The 18981-nt window shown below is 71.7% G+C and carries 19 protein-coding genes; 14 read left to right on the forward strand and 5 right to left on the reverse strand.

From position 1 onward, the window contains the following. Positions 1-132: 132 nt before the first annotated feature. From D892_RS0124330 to D892_RS0124375, 10 genes are all read left to right on the forward strand, one after another. Complete coding sequence (locus tag D892_RS0124330) at positions 133-714, forward strand: C40 family peptidase (RefSeq protein ID WP_036567441.1); 582 nt, start codon at positions 133-135, stop codon at positions 712-714. Positions 715-933: 219 nt separating this feature from the next. After that, the gene (locus tag D892_RS0124335) at positions 934-2010 is read left to right on the forward strand and encodes a C40 family peptidase (protein ID WP_024803731.1); all 1077 of its coding nucleotides are present in this window, start codon (positions 934-936) and stop codon (positions 2008-2010) included. A 72-nt stretch (positions 2011-2082) separates the two neighbouring features. Next, entirely contained in the window at positions 2083-3090 is a 1008-nt protein-coding gene (locus D892_RS0124340; RefSeq protein WP_024803732.1) for a hypothetical protein, read from the forward strand. Positions 3091-3116: 26 nt separating this feature from the next. Next, entirely contained in the window at positions 3117-4268 is a 1152-nt protein-coding gene (locus tag D892_RS0124345) for a glycosyltransferase family 4 protein (protein ID WP_024803733.1), read from the forward strand. A gap of 33 nt (positions 4269-4301) precedes the next feature. Continuing rightward, entirely contained in the window at positions 4302-4691 is a 390-nt protein-coding gene (locus D892_RS0124350; RefSeq protein WP_024803734.1) for a hypothetical protein, read from the forward strand. A 46-nt stretch (positions 4692-4737) separates the two neighbouring features. Further along, positions 4738-5175, forward strand: coding sequence for an SRPBCC family protein (locus tag D892_RS0124355; protein WP_024803735.1), 438 nt, complete (start codon positions 4738-4740; stop codon positions 5173-5175). 8 nt (positions 5176-5183) lie between these two features. Then, positions 5184-6482 carry an ArsA family ATPase gene (locus D892_RS0124360; protein ID WP_232236157.1) on the forward strand — a complete coding sequence of 433 codons (1299 nt, stop codon included), beginning with the start codon at positions 5184-5186 and terminating at the stop codon, positions 6480-6482. Next, positions 6479-6892, forward strand: coding sequence for a hypothetical protein (locus D892_RS0124365; protein WP_024803737.1), 414 nt, complete (start codon positions 6479-6481; stop codon positions 6890-6892). Before D892_RS0124360 ends, D892_RS0124365 begins: the two co-directional genes overlap by 4 nt. Then, positions 6889-7980 (forward strand): ROK family protein, encoded by a 1092-nt coding sequence (locus D892_RS0124370; RefSeq protein ID WP_024803738.1) that lies wholly within the window; start codon positions 6889-6891, stop codon positions 7978-7980. Before D892_RS0124365 ends, D892_RS0124370 begins: the two co-directional genes overlap by 4 nt. Before the next feature lie 156 nt (positions 7981-8136). Continuing rightward, entirely contained in the window at positions 8137-8862 is a 726-nt protein-coding gene (locus D892_RS0124375; protein ID WP_024803739.1) for a 1-acyl-sn-glycerol-3-phosphate acyltransferase, read from the forward strand. A gap of 46 nt (positions 8863-8908) precedes the next feature. On the opposite strand, the gene D892_RS0124380 is transcribed toward D892_RS0124375, so the two are convergent. Next, entirely contained in the window at positions 8909-9406 is a 498-nt protein-coding gene (locus D892_RS0124380) for a polyadenylate-specific 3'-exoribonuclease AS (RefSeq protein ID WP_024803740.1), read from the reverse strand. Between the two features lie 162 nt (positions 9407-9568). Between D892_RS0124380 and D892_RS0124385 the strand changes: the two genes are divergently transcribed. The 3 genes from D892_RS0124385 to D892_RS42070 all read left to right on the forward strand — a co-directional run bounded on the left by D892_RS0124385 (position 9569) and on the right by D892_RS42070 (position 11800). After that, entirely contained in the window at positions 9569-10954 is a 1386-nt protein-coding gene (locus tag D892_RS0124385; RefSeq protein ID WP_024803741.1) for a class II 3-deoxy-7-phosphoheptulonate synthase, read from the forward strand. 7 nt (positions 10955-10961) lie between these two features. After that, the gene (locus tag D892_RS0124390; protein WP_024803742.1) at positions 10962-11261 is read left to right on the forward strand and encodes a hypothetical protein; all 300 of its coding nucleotides are present in this window, start codon (positions 10962-10964) and stop codon (positions 11259-11261) included. Positions 11262-11395: 134 nt separating this feature from the next. Then, a complete protein-coding gene (locus D892_RS42070; protein ID WP_198036983.1) occupies positions 11396-11800 on the forward strand; it encodes a hypothetical protein in 405 nt (134 codons plus the stop codon). Here D892_RS42070 and pknB read toward each other — a convergent pair. Beyond that, positions 11775-13727, reverse strand: a complete 1953-nt coding sequence (gene pknB, locus D892_RS0124400) for a Stk1 family PASTA domain-containing Ser/Thr kinase (protein WP_036569748.1) — start codon at positions 13725-13727, stop codon at positions 11775-11777. The two genes, D892_RS42070 and pknB, sit on opposite strands and share 26 nt — an antisense overlap. A 168-nt stretch (positions 13728-13895) precedes the next feature. Here pknB and D892_RS0124405 point away from each other — a divergent pair, with 168 nt between their 5' ends. Further along, positions 13896-14288 (forward strand): Rv2175c family DNA-binding protein, encoded by a 393-nt coding sequence (locus tag D892_RS0124405; RefSeq protein ID WP_156959667.1) that lies wholly within the window; start codon positions 13896-13898, stop codon positions 14286-14288. A gap of 162 nt (positions 14289-14450) precedes the next feature. Here D892_RS0124405 and D892_RS45585 read toward each other — a convergent pair whose 3' ends face one another. From D892_RS45585 to crtI, 3 genes are all read right to left on the reverse strand, one after another. Further along, on the reverse strand, positions 14451-15578 hold the full coding sequence (locus D892_RS45585) for a phytoene/squalene synthase family protein (protein WP_024803746.1): 1128 nt from the start codon (positions 15576-15578) through the stop codon (positions 14451-14453). Further along, positions 15575-17251, reverse strand: a complete 1677-nt coding sequence (locus D892_RS0124415; RefSeq protein ID WP_024803747.1) for an alpha-(1->6)-mannopyranosyltransferase A — start codon at positions 17249-17251, stop codon at positions 15575-15577. The genes D892_RS45585 and D892_RS0124415 overlap by 4 nt, the downstream gene beginning before the upstream one ends. A gap of 134 nt (positions 17252-17385) precedes the next feature. Beyond that, positions 17386-18957, reverse strand: a complete 1572-nt coding sequence (crtI, locus tag D892_RS0124420; protein ID WP_024803748.1) for a phytoene desaturase family protein — start codon at positions 18955-18957, stop codon at positions 17386-17388. Positions 18958-18981 lie beyond the last annotated feature (24 nt).

An 18981-nucleotide genomic window follows, 5' to 3' on the forward strand; every position in this document is an offset into this window, starting at 1 on the left:
TTTCTCCGGGACTTGATCCGGCCGCCCGGCGCTTTACAAATCGCCGTTATGCGTTCGTAATCTCTTCGAGACCTCACGAAGTCCGACGCACCACCGGGTGCGGCGTCGTGGGGCAGATGAGGAGTACGCATCATGGCGATCAAGCGACAGGTCGTTGCGGCCGGAGCCGTCGGAGCTGCCACCCTCAGCGCGCTGCTGCTGCCCGCCGCGACCGCGTCGGCGGCGCCGGTCACCGTTCCGGGTGTCGGCAGCTTCGATGTGCCGAACGAGGTTCTGGCGCAGATTCCTCCGGGCGCCATCCCGCCGGGCGTGCTGCCCCCGGGCGTCGAGATCCCGGGCGTGACCCCGCCGCCGCCCGCCGCCCCCGGGCCGTCGACCGGCCAGCGCGCCGCCGACGCGGCGCTGAGCCGGGTCGGCACGCCCTACTCGTACGGCGCCACCGGTCCGGACGCCTTCGACTGCTCCGGCCTCGTGCAGTGGTCCTATCAGCAGGCGGGCGTGGACCTGCCGCGCACCAGCTACGCGCAGCTCGACTCCGGTACGCCGGTGTCCTCGGACGATCTGCAGCCGGGCGACGTGGTGTCGTTCTACGGCGGCGGCCACTCCGGCCTGTACGTGGGCGACGGCAACATCGTGCACGCCTCCACCGCCGGTCAGCCGGTATCCGTCGCGCCGATCTCCTCGATGCCGCTGAGCGGCGCGCGCCGCTACTGACGGTCGCGTGGGGATGTGCGAGGGGAGAGGTCGCCAGGGGCGGAACGGCGGGCCCGTCCTGGCCGCCGCGGCTACCGGCCGTGATCGTTCTGTGGCCTACTGGACACAGGTGGTCGCCGTTCCGTAACCTGATCGAGACCTTCGTGAGTTCCATCTCCGCGCAGCAGGTCTCCGCGGATACGCAGTCGGACTTTCAGCGAGAACGGGGCACGGCAGGCAGTGACTGAGCACCGCAGCAACCGAACGGGCCGCCTGGTGGGCGGGTCACTGGCGGTAGGAGTCCTCGTGTTCGGGGCCTGCACCGGCGGCGGCGCCGTCGCCGACCCGATCGCCCAGCCGACCAGCGCGAGCGATGCCGTGCAGAAGCTGCTCGACATGTCGCACCAGGCCGAGCAGCTCAACCAGCAGGCGCTCGCCGCCCAGTCCGATCTCGAGGTCAAGCAGGCCGCCGCCGGCGATGCCGACACCAAGCTGTCGGGTGCCACCGCGGCCGTGGACGCCGCCCGTGCCGAGGTCCGCAAGTATCAGCCCGCCATCGACCGCACCGCCGTCGCCGCCTATCAGGGCGCGCGGACCAACCGGTTGTTCTCGGTGCTGGTCAGCAACTCGCCGCAGCAGTTGCTGGACCAGATGTCGACGCTGGACGTGATGACGGCGCAGACCGCCCAGCAGGTCGCGCAGTACAAGACCGCCACCGATGCCGCCGCCGCGGCCGAGTCGGCCGCCCGCACCGCCTCCGACGCCGCCCGCACCGCCGCGCAGCAGGCCGATGCGGTACGTGCCGGTCTGGAGCGCAAGCGCGCCGATCTCCAGGGTTCGATCGCGCAGGTCATCGGGGCATGGGGGCAGCTGTCGGCGGGGGACAAGGCGTCGTTGTCGGGCACGTTGTTCCCGCCCGGCTTCGACCGGGACCGGCTGCTGAACGGCCTGGTTCCCGGCAGTGGCACGAGTGCGCTGGCCGCGGGGCTCACCCGGGTCGGCGATCCGTACGTGTGGGGCGCCACGGGCCCGGATCGGTTCGACTGTTCCGGGCTGGTGCAATGGGCGTTCCACCAGGTCGGCATCAACCTGCCGCGCACCAGTGAGGCGCAGGCCAATGTCGGCACGCGGGTGAGCAGGGGCGACCTGCAGCCCGGCGATGTGGTTTTCTTCTATTCCGACGCCTCGCACGTGGGTATCTACGCGGGGAACGGTCTGATGTTGCACGCCTCGACCTTCGGCGTTCCGGTCGCGGTGGCTCCGATGGACTCGACCCCGTTCCACTCCGCGCGGCGATACTGGATGGGCATGTCGTAATCACACCGAGGTGAGCGTGACCGAGCGCAGCGAACACAGCAGGCGAGCAGAAGCCGGTCCGGGGCCGGCCGAATGACCGCCTGGCGGCGGATCCGGGCCTGGCTGACGGCGCGGCGGCGATTCGAGTTCGTCGCCACGGTCGCGACGGTGGTCGCGCTGACGGCGGCGGGCGGCGCGCTGATCCTGCTGCCGAAGGCGGCGCTGTCGCGGGTGCAGCCGATGCCGGCGGCCGCGCGGGCCTCCGCCCCGGTCGATCCCGATCCGCAGCTCGGCGAGCTGCGGCGGGTGATGGAATCCTACGGACCCGTTGTCACGCAACAGGTTTCCGGAGACGACGGCCGGCTGTCGACGGTGCTGGGCCATCCGCGCCAGCGCGGCGATGTCGACACGCTGGCGCGGGAGATCGGTCCCGCCGTCGAGGAGGTCACCGAGCTGTGGGGGCACGACTGGGCGCAGCGGGCGGTGGTGACGATCGCGTCCGGTCCCGCCGAGTTCGCGGCGCTGACCCATACGACCGGCATGGTGTCGTCCGAGGTGGCGGCGGCCTCGGTCGCCGATCCGTTCCGGCCCGGCAGCCGGCCGACCGGTCAGCGCATCGTGTTCGGCCCGGACGCCGGCCGCCGTCTCGGCGCCGACGGCCTGCGCGAAACGCTGCGCCACGAGCTCACTCATGTGGCCGCCCGGGCGCAGACCGTCGACGGCTCCCCGCAGTGGGTGCTGGAAGGATTCGCCGAATATTCGGCCCGCCGCGACGACCGCGATCCGCTGGACCGGCAGGCACCGCTGCTGACGGCGCGGGCCAGGTCCGGCGACCTGCCCGCCGACCTGCCCGCCGACCGCGCGTTCACGCCCACGGCCGGCAACGACGCCGCCCTCGCCTACGAACAGGCATGGTCCGCGAACGCCTTCGCCGCGGACCGGTTCGGTGCGGCGAAGCTGGTGGAGCTGTATCGCCGCCTGGCCGCGGGGCCCCAGGACGGGCAGGCGGTCGACGATGCGCTGCGCGCCTGCCTCGGCGTCGACCACGCCGAATTCGTCACCCGCTGGCGCGACTGGATCAGGTCCCGCATCACCGCCTGAGCGGGGCGGCAATAGACTCTCCCCCCATGGCGCGCACCCTGCTGGTCACCAACGACTTTCCACCGCGGCCGGGTGGCATCCAAGCGTATGTGCACGCGCTGGCGCGGCAGCTGCCGCCGGACGAACTGGTGGTGTACGCGCCGCGCTGGCGGGGCGACAGCCATCTGCGGTTCGATGCCGAGCAACCGTTCCAGGTGGTCCGGCACCCGACGACGCTGATGCTGCCGACCCCGCTGGTGCTGCGGCGGGCGGCCAAGCTGCTGCGTGACGAGCGGTGCGAGACGGTGTGGTTCGGCGCCGCCGCGCCGCTGGCGCTGATGTCGCCGCTGCTGCGGCGCGCCGGTGCGCGGCGGATCGTGGCCAGTACGCACGGGCACGAGGTGGGCTGGTCGATGCTGCCGGCGGCGCGGCAGTCGCTGCGGTCGATCGGCGATCACACCGACGTGATCACCTACGTCAGCAAGTACACCCGGCGGCGGTTCGCCGCCGCGTTCGGTCCGCAGGCGGCCCTGGAGTACCTGCCGCCCGGCGTCGACACCGAGGAGTTCCGCCCGGATCCGGCTGCGCGCGAAGAACTTCGGGCCCGCTACGGGCTGGGCGACCGGCCCACCATCCTGTGCCTGTCGCGCTTGGTCCCGCGCAAGGGTCAGGACACGCTGATCCTCGCGATGCGGGAGATCAAGGAGCGGGTCGACGGCGCGGCGCTGGTGATCGCCGGCGGCGGGCCCTACGAGGAGAAGCTGCGCGGGCTGGTGCAGGCGCTCGGCCTCACCGACGACGTGGTGTTCACCGGCCGGGTGCCGGCCGCGGAACTGGCCGCGCACCACACCCTCGCCGACGTGTTCGCCATGCCGTGCCGCACCCGCGGCGCCGGGCTGGACGTGGAGGGCCTGGGCATCGTCTACCTCGAGGCCTCGGCGACCGGGGTGCCGGTGGTGGCCGGGAATTCCGGTGGCGCACCGGAAACCGTGCGGGAGGGCAAGACCGGCCACGTGGTCGACGGTCGTTGCCAGAGCCAGATCGCCGACACCCTCGTCACGCTGCTGTCCGATCGGGACGCCGCGGCCCGGATGGGTGCGGCGGGCCGGGCCTGGGTCGAGGAACAGTGGCGCTGGGATACGCTCGGCGCCCGCCTGCGCACGCTGCTGCACGCGAGCATGCGATCGAACCATCGGTGAGCGAACCCCCGCCGGTGGGTTAGGCTCACCGGCATGAGCACTGTTCAGGTGGCCGATCAGACCTTCGTCGCCGCGCCGGGCGCGGCCGTCGCGGAGGTGCTGGCCGATCGCGGGCGCTGGCCGCTGTGGTGGCCCGATCTGACCCTGGACGTGCGAGAGGACCGTGGCGACAAGGGATTTCGGTGGACTGTCCGCGGGCCGCTGGACGGCACCATGGAGGTGTGGCTGGAGCCGTGCCTGGACGGTGTGCTCCTGCACTACTTCCTGCACGCCGAACCGGGCGACGCGTCCCGGCTGTCGGCGCGCGATCTGGCGGCGGCCAACCGGGCGCGGCGGGTGGCGGGCAAGAGGATGTCGTTCGAGATCAAGGCGCGGCTCGAGGCGGGCCGCCCGGCCGGGGTCGCCCCGCTGCACTCCGTGTGAAACTCGTTCGCCCGCACCGTCAGCCGGAAAGGAAACGCTGCCAGTCATGGCCGACCGGACCCAGAGGTCGATCATCGTCGATGCCCCGTCGGATCGGGTGATGGCCGTCATCGCCGATCTGGAGTCGTATCCGGAGTGGGTGTCGGCGGCGCGGTCGGTCGAGGTGCTCGACAAACTCGCCGACGGCCGGGCCCGGACCGCCCGGTTCGTGCTGGACGCGGGCGTCGTCAAGGACACCTACGTGCTGTCCTACCTCTGGCGGGCCGACGGCAAGGCGGTGAGCTGGCAGCTGGTCAGCGGCGAATTGCAGAAGGCCCAGGACGGCACCTACGAGCTGATCGACCAGCCGGACGGCACCACCCAGGTCGTCTACGAGCTGACCGTGGACCTGACGATCCCGATGATCGGCATGTTCAAACGCAAGGCCGAGAAGGTCATCACCGATACCGCGCTGAAGGAACTCAAGAAGCGGGTCGAAGGCTGACCGGCCCGGTGGCGGCGGATCGTGCGGCGGGCCGGACCCGCTTGGAGTTGTTCATCGGCAAGGGCGGGGTCGGCAAGACGACGCTGGCCTGCGCAACGGCCATGGCGCACACCAGATCCGGCGCCCGGGTGCTGATCGCCTCGCTGGATCAGGCGCATTCGCTCGGCGACGCGCTCGGCTTCCGCTTCCCGCACGATCCGGGCACCGTGACCGGCGTGGCGTCGGTGCTGCCCGGCCTGGACGTCATCGAGATCGATTCGCTGGAACTGCTGGAGGACCGCTTCCGCGACGTGCTGCGCACGCTCGGCGGTGGCGGCCACGAACACGGCATCGACCTGGCCGCCCTGGATCCGGCCGAGCTGACCGGGCTGCCGGGCGTGCAGGAACTGCTGATGCTCACCGAGATCGCCGGTTTCGCGGCCGAGGACGACTGGGACGTGATCGTCGTCGACTGCCCGCCCTCGGCGGACATGCTGCGCATCGTGACCGCGCCGGAAACCCTGCTGGGCTATCTGGACCGGATGTGGCCGGCGCACGCCCGCGCCCTGAGCGCGACCGGACGGGACCTGCGGCGCGCGGTGCTGGCGACGACGGCCGAACGCATCGCCACCGCCGTCGCGGGGGTCCGTGACCTGCTGGCCGACCCCGAACGCACCGGCGCGCGGCTGATCACCGGCGCCGAGCGGGTGGCGCTGGCCGAGACGGCGCGGGTGCGGTCGGCGGCGGCGCTGCTGGGTCTGCGGCTGGACGAGGTGATCGTCAACAAGGTGTTGCCCCCGGCACCGCCCGCGGATTCGGCCCATCCGGCCGTCCGGTGGTATCTCGACCGGCGCGCCGAGCAGCTGGAGGTGATCGAGGAACTGCGGCGCCGGGCGGACGTGCCGGTGTCGGTGGCCCACCACAGCGGACCGGAGCCGATCGGCATCACCCCGCTGACCGAACTGTCCTATGCGGTGGATTCGCGCGGGAGCCGGGCAACGTCACCGGCAGACCCTATGCTGGGCGGCGAGGTGACCACCGGCGGCACGGACCCCGGCGAGGTCCGGCTCGGCGAGCCGGTGGTCCGGTGGGAGTCGGGGAGCGGGCCGCGGTCGGTGTTCACGCTGCGGATGCGATTGCCCGTGGCCGACCCGGCGACGCTGCGGCTGGGACGAGTGGAGGACGATTTGATCGTGGGAGCGGACGGAGTGCGGCGCCGGATGCGCCTGGCACCGGTGTTGCGGCGATGCACGGTCGACGGCGCCGAATTCGAGGGCGATCAGCTCGTCGTGCGCTTCCGCCCCGATCCCGGGGTGTGGCCGCGATGAGCGAGGCCGGCGGCGACGGGGCGGCCGGTGACCACCGGCACGAGGACCAGCTGGGCGAACTGACCGAGGAACTGCGGCTGCTCGCGGAGACGATGCTGGAGCGGGTCGAGCCGATGCTGCGCCGGGCCGCCGCCGAGGATCGCGCGGAGTGGAGCGGCTGCGGCTGGTGCCCGGTCTGCGCCGCGGTCGCGCTGCTGCGCGGCGAGCATCACGACGTGCTGACGGCCGTCGCCGAGCACGGCACCGCCATCGTGACGGTGCTGCGCGAGGCGCTGTCCGGGCTGCCGGTGGATCCGGTGTTCCCGCCCGGATCCGATCCGGACGGCGGGGCGCCGCGCGACACCGCCGAACCCGGATCGCGTCCCGGTGCGTCCGGATACGTCCCCATTCCGGTACAGATCAAGGGATGACGACACGCATCGGGCGGGAGGCGCCGCTGACCGTCGGCATCGATGTCGGCGGCACCAACATTCGGGCGTCCGTGGTCGACGGCGCCGGCGAGGTGCTCGACACCGTGCAGGCGCCGACCCCGCATTCGGAGCGGGCACTGGAGGACGGGCTCGCCCGCGCCGTACGCGAACTGCGGGCGCGGCACACCATCGGGGCGGTCGGCCTGGCGGTGGCCGGATTCGTCGACGAGACCCGGTCGTCGGTGCGGTTCGCCCCGCATCTGCCGTGGCAGGACAGCCCGGTGGCGGAGCGGCTCGCCGAGTTGCTCGGGCTGCCGGTGATCCTCGAGCACGACGCCAATGCGGCGATGTGGGCGGAGTACCGGTTCGGCGCGGCCGCCGGCGCGCACAACGGCGTGCTGGTGGCGATCGGCACGGGGATCGGGGCGGCGCTGCTGGTCGAGGGCCGGCTGTATCGCGGAAGTTACGGTGTCGCACCGGAACTGGGTCATCTCCAGGTGGTGCCGGACGGCCGGGCCTGTCCGTGCGGCAAGCGCGGGTGCTGGGAACGGTATTGCAGCGGAACGGCTCTGGTGGATACCGCGATCGAGATGCTGGCGACCGATCCGATCCACTCGACCATCCTGTCGCGCGAGGTGGTCTCCGATCCGGGCGCGCTGACCGGGCGCCGGGTGGCGGGCGCCGCGCAGGACGGCGATCCGGTGGCGTCGCGGGTGATGGCCGAGTTCGCCCGCTGGCTGGGCCTGGGCCTGGCGTTCGTCGGTGACATCTTCGACCCGGATCTGGTCGTGATCGCCGGCGGGGTGAGTTCGTCGGCGCCGCTGTTCCTCGACGACGCCCGCGAGCACTACGCGGCCGCCGTCACCGGCGCCCGGCACCGGCCGCTGGCCCGCATCCGCACCACCCAGCTGGGCGAGGCGGCGGGCATGGTCGGCGCGGCGGAGCTGGCGCGGTCGGCGCTCGAACCGTCCGGCGACCGGGGCTCCCGCACCGGGACGCGGCGCGGCGCGAAGCCGGCGCCGGCCGATTCGGGCACCGGGGCGGGCCGTCCGTCCGGCGCCGGCGGCAGGGCCGGGGCCCGGCGGTGAAACAGGGCCGGTGCCCGGCGGTGACGAGTGTGGTTCCGGCCGTGTGAATTCCCTCGTGCGGGCTTGGTCACAGCTCGTCGGCGGCGGTAGAGTCGGCACCGACGGAGGTGCCTGCAAGGAGGCCGGTCCCGTACAGATCACCTGGGAAAGGACGCGATGTTCTACTGGCTGCTCAAGTTCGTTCTGGTAGGACCGCTCATGCATCTGCTCAATCGGCCCAGGGTCGAAGGTGTGGAGAACATCCCGGCAGACGGCCCAGCCATTCTCGCGGGCAACCATCTCTCCTTCACCGACTGGCTGTTCACCCCGTTGATGAGCCCCCGGCGGATCACCTACCTCGCCAAGGCCGAGTACTTCACCTCCCCGGGGCTGAAGGGCCGCCTGCAGAAGTTCTTCTTCTCCGGCACCGGCCAGTACCCGATCGATCGCAGCGGCGCCGACGCGGCGGAGTCCGCGCTCAACACCGCGCGCCGGTTGCTGGAGCAGGGCCGGCTGGTGGGCCTGTACCCCGAGGGCACCCGCTCGCCCGACGGCCGGCTGTACAAGGGCAAGACCGGCGTGGCACGCCTCGCCCTGGAGACCGGCGTCACGGTGATCCCGGTGTCGCTGATCGGGACCGACGAGGTGTGTCCGCCCGGTCCGTTCCGGTGGCGCCCCCGCCGGGTGACCGTGAAGTTCGGCACCCCCATCGACTTCTCCCGCTACGAGGGGATGGGCGGTAACCGCTTCGTCGAGCGCGCCGTCACCGACGAGATCATGTACGAGCTGATGCGGATGTCGGGTCAGGAGTACGTCGACGTGTACGCCGCCAGCCTGAAGAAGGACGTCCCGTCCGGCAGCCGCCCCGACGCCGACCGCGTCCCGGAGACGCTGGCCGGCTAGTCGCGTTCGGGTCAAGAGCGCGCCGGGGCTGCGGGTGGCGGGGCGGTTACGACGCCTCGCGGCGGCGGAATGCCTCGATCGCTTCGTATTTCGCGAGGTTGTGCCGGGCGTCGGCGAGGGCATCGTGTGCGTCCGGCGGGACCGGCGGCAGTGGCGGCCGCCCCGCCATCTCCCAGTGCTGGCGCAGCTCATAGGTGAAGCGCGGCATGTTGTGGGGCAGGTCCACCATCGAGCCCCACAGCTGGCACAGCACCACGTGATCGTAGGCCCCGATCCACGCCCACAGCTCCGGCTCCACACCCTGCCGCGGCACGACGAACCGGTGCAGCTCGTCCCGGATCTGCGCGCGCGGCTTCCACCGCGGCGACGCGGGGGAGGGCAGCTTGGGCAGCACGTTGCGCCGCACCCACGGCCCGGCCCGCTCCGGATCGAATTCGGTGGAGACCGCGTAATATTCGCGCCCGTCCTCACAGACCACGCCGATCGAGACGAGGTCGATCGTCTTTCCGTCCTCGACGAATTCGCAGTCGTAGAAATACCTCAGCGCGATCCGCTCCTCGTGGTCGGCCGGGCAGGTGCACCGGCGGTGTCCGCCCGCGGCGATGCCCGCGGGCTTCTCGAGAGTACGGCCCGGTCGCGGGCGTTCGCGCATGCCCCCTTACATCTCGGTTACCACGGGGCAGCACGGGGTCACTATTCTGATCTGGTGAACTGGACCGTCGACGTACCGATCGACCGCCTGCCGGAACTGCCTCCGCTGCCTGCCGAGCTACGTCGGCGACTCGACGACGCGCTCGCGCGCCCCGCCGTGCAGCAGCCCTCGTGGGATCCGGACCTGGCGTCGAAGATGCGCACCGTGCTCGAGAGCGTGCCGCCCGTCTGCGTGCCCGCCGAGGTGGAGGAACTGCGCGAGCGACTCGCCGAGGTCGCGCGCGGCGAGGCATTTCTGATGCAGGGCGGTGACTGCGCGGAGACCTTTGCCGACAACACCGAACCGCATATCCGGGGCAACATCCGCACGTTGTTGCAGATGGCCGTGGTGCTCACCTACGGCGCCAGCCTGCCGGTGGTGAAGGTGGGCCGGATCGCGGGGCAGTACGCCAAGCCGCGCTCGGCCGATATCGACGCGCTGGGCCTACGCTCCTACCGCGGCGACATGGTGAACTCGATCGTGGCGGACGCCGCCATGCGCGAGCACGATCCGTCCCGGCTGGTGCGCGCCTACGCCAATGCCAGCGCGGCGATGAACCTGGTGCGTGCGCTGACCGGCGCCGGGATGGCCGACCTGCACAAGGTGCACGACTGGAACCGCGACTTCGTGGCCAAGTCCCCGGCCGGCGCCCGCTACGAGCAGCTGGCCGAGGAGATCGACCGCGGCCTGCGGTTCATGAACGCCTGCCGGGTGCAGGATCCGAGCCTGCAGGCGGCCAAGATCTACTGCAGCCACGAGGCGCTGGTGCTCGACTACGAGCGGGCGATGCTGCGGCTGGCCGAGAACGCGACCGGCGACCCGGCGCTCTACGACCTGTCGGCGCACTTCCTGTGGATCGGTGAGCGCACCCGCCAGCTCGACGGCGCGCATATCGCCTTCGCCGAGCTGCTGGCCAACCCGATCGGCCTGAAGATCGGGCCGACCACCACGCCGGAGCAGGCGGTGGAGTACGTCGAGCGGCTCGATCCCAACAACGAGCCCGGCCGGCTGACCATGGTGTCGCGCATGGGTAACACCAAGGTGCGCGACGTGCTGCCGCCGATCATCGAGAAGGTGCAGGCCACCGGGCATCAGGTGATCTGGCAGTGCGATCCGATGCACGGCAACACCCACGAGTCGTCCACCGGCTACAAGACCCGCCACTTCGACCGCATCGTCGACGAGGTGCAGGGGTTCTTCGAGGTGCATCGCGCGCTGGGAACCCACCCGGGCGGCCTGCACATCGAGCTGACCGGCGAGGACGTCACCGAATGCCTCGGCGGCGCGCAGGACATCTCCGATCTCGACCTGGAGGATCGCTACGAGACGGCCTGCGACCCGCGCCTGAACACTCAGCAGTCGCTGGAGCTGGCCTTCCTGGTCGCGGAGATGCTGCGGTGAGGGCGCGGTGAACGTCGTCTTCCGCGAACTGGGCACCGTGCGCCTCGACCGGGCGGACTGCACGATCCTGCGATTGCTGAGCGATCGCGACCGGGACGGTGTGCCGTCGGAGGTGGTGCTGCGCGACGGCAGCCGGTTGCTGATCTTCAACATCTCCTGGGGCTACCGCCAGGACGCCGCGTCGGCGCAGGTCACGACGAATATCAGCCCTAACGTCGGCGGTATGCCGGTGGAGGTGTTCAGCACCTCGGCCGTGGTCGCGGTCAACGATCCGGAAACCGGCGCACCACTGCTCGCGGTGGCCTGATCGGTCCGTCCCGGCCGGTGTCACGTTCCTGAAGTTAGCTGAACGGTTGCTGATACCGGCCGGTTGGGTTAGGTTCACAACACGTCCGTTGCCGAGGGCAATGGGCTGATGGTGGATCTGCCCTGGGAGGACCGATGAAGGTGGTTACAGCAACCGGAGACTCGCGAGCCGGCGCCGATCGGCTCGGCGGTGGCCGCGCCCGATGGATGGGACGCGACGGGGTCGCCCTGGTGCAGCACGAGCTCGTGATCGACGGCGTTCCGGCGTCGGTGGTCATCGACAGGCCCGAGGCCGACCGCGCGGCGCGGTCCTGGCGCTGCCGGATCCGGATCGCCCGCGGTATCGGCCGGCTCGAACAGTCGCAGGTCGTGGGGACGAGCGCGAGCGCGGTCCTGGAACAGGCGGTGGATCTGGTCGCGACGCGGGTCGGGCTCAGCGTGGCCGAGGTGCTCGGCGGCGCGACGGTGGGGGAGGATCTGGCGCTCGGACGGCAGCAGGACGAGAAATCCCCGGTCAGAAGGGGAGAACGACCAGCGTGACGGAGCTGCCGGGCTCGACGTTGGCCCCGGCGATGGGCGTCTGGCCGCGGACCGTGCCGCGGTCGTTACCGGTGAAGATGTTGCTCAGTGTCACCCGTAGGCCGAGGCCCTCGAGTTCGGCCCGCGCCGCCGCGACGCTCTTGCCGCCCACATCGGGAACCCGGACGGCATTCGAGACGAGCAGGGTGACCGTGCTGCCCGACAGCACGTTCTGCCCGGCCGCGGGGTCGGTGCCGGTCACCTGACCGGACGCGATGCCCTGACCGAACTCGGATCTGGTGTCCTGCACGGTGATTCCGGCCTTCTCCAAGGTCGTCCGCGCCTCGTCGGCGGTCTTTCCGCGCACGTCCGGGATGCGTACCGGCGTGGATCCCTTGCTGCGCACCACTTCTACCGCCGCACCCATCGGCAGCACCGTGCCCGGTTCCGGATCGAGCTGTGCCACCGTGCCTTTGGGTGCGGCGTTGGGTCTCTCGCCGCCGTCGACCGGGCGGAGGCCGGCGTCGCGGATCGCCTGCCGGACCTGCTCGGGGTCCTGGCCCGGCTGGAACTGCGGCACCTTCGGCTTACCGTTCGACACCAGCACCGCCACGGTGGAGCCCTTGACGACGCGGGTACCGGCCGAGGGGTCGGTGCCGACCACGCCGCCGACCGGGATGGTGTCGGAGGCGCGGTCGCGGACCGTGGTGTCGAAGCCGGCGTCGTGCAGGGCGGCCGAGGCGCGCTCGGTGTCCATCCCCGCGATCGGCGGCACCGCGGAGTACCGCCCGACCCCCAGCCACCACCCCCCGATGCCGAGCAGCAGCGCCAGCGCGACGACGATGGCCACCCAGATCAGGGCCCGGCGGCGCGACCGGCCGTGACCGGACAGATCCCGGCCGTAGGGCGGCGGGGGGTCCGGCCGGGCCGACTGGTCGTTGCGGTACGCGTCCGGTTCGGGCTGCGGATGCGGCGCGGTCATCACCCGGGTGTGCTGCGGGGCGGGCGGTTCGGCGGCGAACCGGACGGTCTGGTCGGCCGGCGGGGCCGCGGCGGCCGCCGACGTCGGGCCGATCCGGTAGTGCGACGACAGGTGTTCGGCCGACTCCTTCGGCGCCGGCACCCGGTACGGCGGCAGCCGCAGCCGCGCCGCGAGCTGCCGCAGCTCGTGCGCCATATCGGTGGCATCGGCGAAGCGATGCGCGGGCTCGCGGGCGGTGGCGTGCGCGACCAGTTCGTCGATCTCCGGCGGCACCCCCGCGATGAAGCGGCTCGGGCTCGGCACGTCCTTGTCCACCCGCTGGTAGGCGATCGACAGCGAGGTGTCCCCGGTGAACGGGGTGCGCCCGGTGAGCATCTCGAAGATCAGGATGCCGAACGAATACACATCGCTGCGGGCGTCGGCGTCGCCGTCGGTGACCTGCTCGGGCGACAGGTACTGGGCGGTGCCCAGAATCACGCTCGACGAGGTCATGGTCGAACCGGCGGCCGCGCGGACCAGGCCGAAGTCGGCGATCTTCACCTCGCCGGCGTCGGAGATCAGCACATTCTCCGGCTTGATGTCGCGGTGGATCAGGCCCGCCGCGTGCGCGACCCCGACCGCCTGCAGCACCGGCTCGGCCACCGCGTACGCCGCGTGCGGCGGCATCGGGCCGCGCTCGCGCAGCAGTTCGCGCAGGGTGCCGCCCTCCACCAGCTCCATGATCAGGAACGGGTGATCACCGTCGATACCCTGGTCGTACACCGCGACCAGGGACGGGTGCTTCAGCTTCGCCACCGCGCGGGCCTCGAATTCGAACCGGCTCAGGAACTGCGGATCGCCGGCGAACTTCGGATCCATCACCTTGATCGCCACCGGCCGGTCCAGCCGGGTGTCCACGCCCCGGAAGACCATCGACATGCCGCCCCGCGCGATCGGTGCGTCGATGCGGTAGCGCCCGTCCAGCATCTGGCCGATCAACTGATGTCCTCCGACTTTCACAAAGTTCTCACCTCTCGCCTCGTCGCGACAAGCGAACACCGCCCCCGTGGCGGCTCTCCCGATGGTATAGGCGGAGGCCGCCGGGGCGGTTCACGACGTGCGGTCACTACGGGGACCGGGTACGCGGTACCCGGTATGCGACGGGCTACCGTTGTTCGCGTGAGTGTATTTCCCTGCAGCGACGATGTCGTTCCGGAGTCGGTCACCCTGCTCCCGCTGCCCGACGTGGCCGAGCAGCTCGGCCTCCCGGTGACCCGGGTGCATCAGATGCTGCGCGACCACCAGTTGCTGGCGGTGCGCCGGGCCGGCGTCGCCGGGGTGCCGAAGGACTTCTTCGACTCCACCGGCGCCGTCGTGAAGCCGCTGCCGGGCCTGATCACCGTGATGCGCGATGCGAAGTACACCGACGAGGAAATCCTCGGGTGGATCTACACCGACGACACCACCCTGCCGGGCCGCCCCGTCGACGCCATCCACGGCCCGCTCGCCCGCGAGGTCCTGCGCCGGGCGGCCGCCGAGCCGTTCTGACGCCGAGCCGTTCGGATGCCACCGGGGTGATGTTCGGCATGCCGTCCGCGTCCACCGAGGCGATGCCGTCCGCGTCCACCGAGGCGATGGCGAAGTGGCCGGTGGACCGGCCGCCGCGGGCGACGATCTCCCGGAGGGCGGGCCATTCGGCGTCGAGGGTCGTCATCGTTTCGCGATTCCCATCCTGGGATGCGGTGTCCCGGTGGCGAATTCGGCGGTCGCGACCCGCAATCGGCGCGCGAGCGGGACGGTCGCGCGCCGGGTGAAGATCGCATAGTCCGAGCGCTCGACCTCGTCGAGGATGCCGGCGTAGAGCACGGCGGCGGTGCGGATGGCCGGGCGCACCCGCGGCCGCAGCAGCTCGATTCCCGGTTCGGCGCGGCGGTACAGCGCGCGGTTGGTGGCGATCAGGTGGGCCAGGGCGCGGCGCAGGCGGGGATCGGTGCGGCCGGTGCGGCGGCCGTGTGCCAGCAGGTCGTCGTCGACCCCGAAGGCGGCCAGCTCGGCCGACGGCAGATAGATCCGCCCGCGGTCGAGATCCTCACCGACGTCGCGGATGAAATTGGTCAGCTGGAACGCCTCGCCCAGCGCGGCGGCCGCGGGTTCGGCCTCGGCGGCCGGGACGACCGTGCCCAGCACCGGCAGCAGCTGCAGGCCGATCGCCGCCGCGGATCCGCGCATGTAGTCGCGCAGCTCGGCCATGGTGGCATAGCGGGTGCGGAACGCGGGCGTGCCGGGCACGTCCATGCGCATGGCGTCGAGGAACGTCCAGAAGTGTTCGGGCGCAACGGAGAACCGGGTGATGGTGTCGGCGACCGCGGACAGCACCGGTTCCCACTCCGGCGGGTCCGCGTCGGGAGCGCCACTTCCCGGGTGCCGGTCGTCGAGCATCGTGGCGACCGATGCGCCCGCCGGTCGCGTGCTGCGGTGCGGGTGCCCGGTGGTGACTTCGCGCCCGACGAGGCCGGCGCCGCTCGCCGGCGCCCGGTCCCGCACCGGCTGCGCCAGCCGCGCGCGCAGCCGGGTCTCGATCCGATCCAGCTGCCGTGCACTGTCTTCTGGCCGTGCACTGTCTTCTTGTCGCGCACCGACTTCTTGTCGCGCACTGCCTTTCGTGCCGTGGTCGACGATGTCGTCCACCGTGCGGGCGAACGCGTACAGCGCGTGCACGGCGGGTCGCTGGGCGGGGGAGAGCAACCGGGTGGCGAGGAAATAGGTGCGCCCGTGGGCGGCGGCGATCGTTCGGCAGTGGCGGTATGCGGCGTCGTATCCGATCGTCGCGCCGGTCATTGCCTGGTTCTGCCGCTGTCGGCGCGGAGCCGCAGCGGGTCCACCGTGCGCAGCGACAGCGCCGCCACCACCGCGACGAAGGTGGCCGCCGCGACGTGCCAGAAGTTGTACAGGCCGATCGCGCCGCCCGGCTGGAAGATCAGCATCAGCCAGGTACACAGCCCGACCAGCACCATCAGCGTCGGCGTCGACATCGCGAATCCGGCCGCCAGCGCCAGCGGCCAGGAGTAGTACCAGGGCAGGGCGGCGGGGGACAGGATCACGATCGCGACGAAGGCGATCATGATGCCCAGTATCGCTTCCCGTTCGGTGCGCTTGAACCGCCACCACGTCCACAGCAGGATCGCCACCAGCACCACCGCGCACAGGGCGCGGGTCCAGGTCAGCACCGACTCCACCCGCAGCGGCGACACCCAGGTCACCATGTGCGCCATGATGGTCGGCAGCGACAGCCAGTTGATGATCTTCTTCGAGCCGGACAGCGCGGTGAGCCAGCCGATGCCGACCCCGGCGACGGCGGTGGCGGCGGCGAAGACGACCGCGAACACCGACAGCCCGAGTCCTCCGATCTTGGCGAAGGTCCAGATCGGATGCGGGAGCGGCCCCTTGTTCTGGGCCGTTCGTCGCTCCCGTTCGTGAATCATCCAGATCCACACCAGGAACGGCAGCGCCACTCCCGCGGTCGCCTTGATCGCCACGCCGATCGCGACCAGCACTATGCCGGCGGCGTGGTGCCGCTCCAGCACCAGCGCGATGCCGGCGGCCATCAGGCCGACCATCAGCATCTCGTTGTGCACGCCGCCGATCAGGTGGACCAGCACCAGCGGATTGAGCACCGCGAGCCACAGCGCGACGGTCGGCTTACCGCCCAGATGCTTGGTCAGGTGGGGGATCGCCCACATCATCAGCGCCAGGCCCGGCAGCATCACCAGGCGCATCGCCCAGGTTCCCGCCACCGGGTTGTCGCCGCAGACCATCGTGATCCACTTGCCCAGCAGCAGGAAGATCGGGCCGTACGGCGCCGTGGTGGTGGTCCAGACCGGACTCACGTTGTCCAGCAGCACACCCGGGCGTACCACCGGTCCGACGGTGTACGGGTCGTAGCCGTCCCGCAGCAGCGCGCCCTGCGCCAGGTAGGAGTAGACGTCCGCGCTGAACATCGGGACGGCGAACAGCAGCGGGAAGATCCAGATGCCGACGATCGCGCGCAACTCGTTGAGAGTCACTGTGTCCGATGCGGCGTCCGCGGGCCCTGCGTGGTTACGCGAGCTGCCGCCTCCGGGCCAGGCGCTCCCGCCGGAACTGCCGTGTTCCCCCGTCCCGATCGTGATGCGCCCCAGCCGCACCCACGCCACGATCATCGCCAGCACACCCAGCCACACGCCGATGGTGGCCAGCGTGTACCCGTGCCCGAACCGCAGCCAGGACAGGTGCGCCGCCTCCAGCAGCGGATCGCTGCGCCGCACCGCGCCGGCGCCCAGGCCGCCGACGGTGATCATCAGCGAGCCCCAGAAACCGAGCAGCGCGGCGTGGCCCTCGGGGCTGCGCAGGAAGTCGGCGGAGGTGTGGACCCACCAGCGCGGCGTGCGTGGCACGACCGGGGCGTCGGTACGAGGCGCCTCGGCGATCACGGTGGCTGTGGCGGTGGCGGTAGGGATCTCGGGGGTCGGCATAGGTCGTCGGTTCCCCCCGGGGAAGGTCGGTGCGGTCGATAGGTCGCCGCCAGTGTAGTTGGTTGCCGAGAACACTAGCGCGTCGGTCGGCGGGTATCACCTCGGACGTATCGGACAGTGCCCGTGCCGCCCGGTCACGCGTCCTGCCGCGGCCGGCGGACGGCCGCCGGTGTCGCGGTCGCGACGGGCGTTCCGGTGATGCGCCGCGCCGCGAGCTTTCCCGACAGCAGGGTGGTCGGCACCCCGACGCCGGGCGTGGTGCCGCATCCGGCCAGCACCACGTTCTCCGCGGCGCGGGGCAGGTTGCGGGTGCGGAAGGGGCCGGTCTGGCGGAACAGGTGGGCGGCGGAGAACGGCGTGCCCGCGATCATGCCCTGATCCCGCCAGGTCCGCGGCGTGTCCAGGTGATCGACGGTGAAGTGGTCGGCGATGCCGCGATAGCCGCGCCGCTCCAGGACGATCAGCAGTTCCCGCAGGTAGGCGGTCCCGAGCCGATCCCAATCCAGCGGTGCCGCGTCGAGATTCGGGCAGGGCGCCAGCAGCGACAGCGGCTCGTGCCGGCCGGTGCGGCGATCGATGAACAGCCCCGGGTCGCCCAGCGCCGGACGGGTCAGCAGCAGCGACGGGTCGCGCATCGTCCGGCCGCGGCCGGGCCGGGCGGCGGCGATCTCGGTGAACGTGCCGTCCCAGGCGGCGCCGAAGTCGAGGGTGTGGTGCGCGCGCACGGGCCAGGCCGCCGCCACGCCGGCCGGAATGGTGCCGTGCGCGACCACGGCCGACGGCGCGGCGCGCAGCGGACGCCGGCGGCGCAGACCGAACCGGTCCAGCGACCCGAGGTCGGCGGTGAGTACCAGTGCGTCGCAGGCGAAGTCGCGGCCGTCGGCGGTGCACACCCGGCGGGCCCGGCCGTCGGCGTAGTCGACGCCGGTCACCTCGGTGTTCAGTTCGATCCGCCCGCCGGCGGCGGTGAACGCGGCGGCCATCGCGGCCGGGATCGCGCGCATCCCGCCCTCGGGGAAGAAGACGCCGAGCCCGGTGTCCATATGCGGTATGGCGCCGTAGACGGCCCGCGCTCGCGACGGGGCCATGCCCGCGTAGAGCGCCTGGAAGGTGAACAGCCGCATCAGCCTCGGGTCGTCCAGGATGCGCGCGACCCGCGGGCCGAGACCCCCGAACGCGCCCAGGCGGGTCAGCTCGAACAGCGCCGCCCGCTTCTCCGGAATCCGGATCATATCCAGCGGCGAATCGAAGTTGGTGTCCATGAACTGGTCGTAGGCGGCGCCGTAGATGTCCGCGAGCCAGGCCCGCAGCCGCCGGTAGCGGTGCGCCTCGGCGGGGCCGCAGGCGCGAGCGACCTCGGCGGCCATGACCTCCGGGTCGTCGTGGACGTCGATCACGGAGCCGTCGGCGAACCGGGCGCGATAGGCGGGGGAGAGCCGGTGGATCCGCAGGCCCTGGGCCGCGGTGCTGGTCCCGGCCGCCGCCATGGCCTCGTCGATCAGTCCGGGGACGGTGAGAACGGTGGCGCCGGAATCGATCTCGTAATCCGTTCCGCGCAGGACGCCGACCCGCCCGCCGGGATGATCGGCCCGCTCCAGCAGCGTGACGGACCGTCCCGCGCCGGTCAGATGCAGTGCCGCCGACAGCCCCGACAGTCCGGCGCCCACGACGACGACCCGATCGGTCGGTCCCGCAACGGTTTTCACGACGGCGCTCCGGCGGCCGAGGGC

The organism is Nocardia sp. BMG51109 (assembly GCF_000526215.1).
Taxonomy (GTDB): domain Bacteria; phylum Actinomycetota; class Actinomycetes; order Mycobacteriales; family Mycobacteriaceae; genus Nocardia.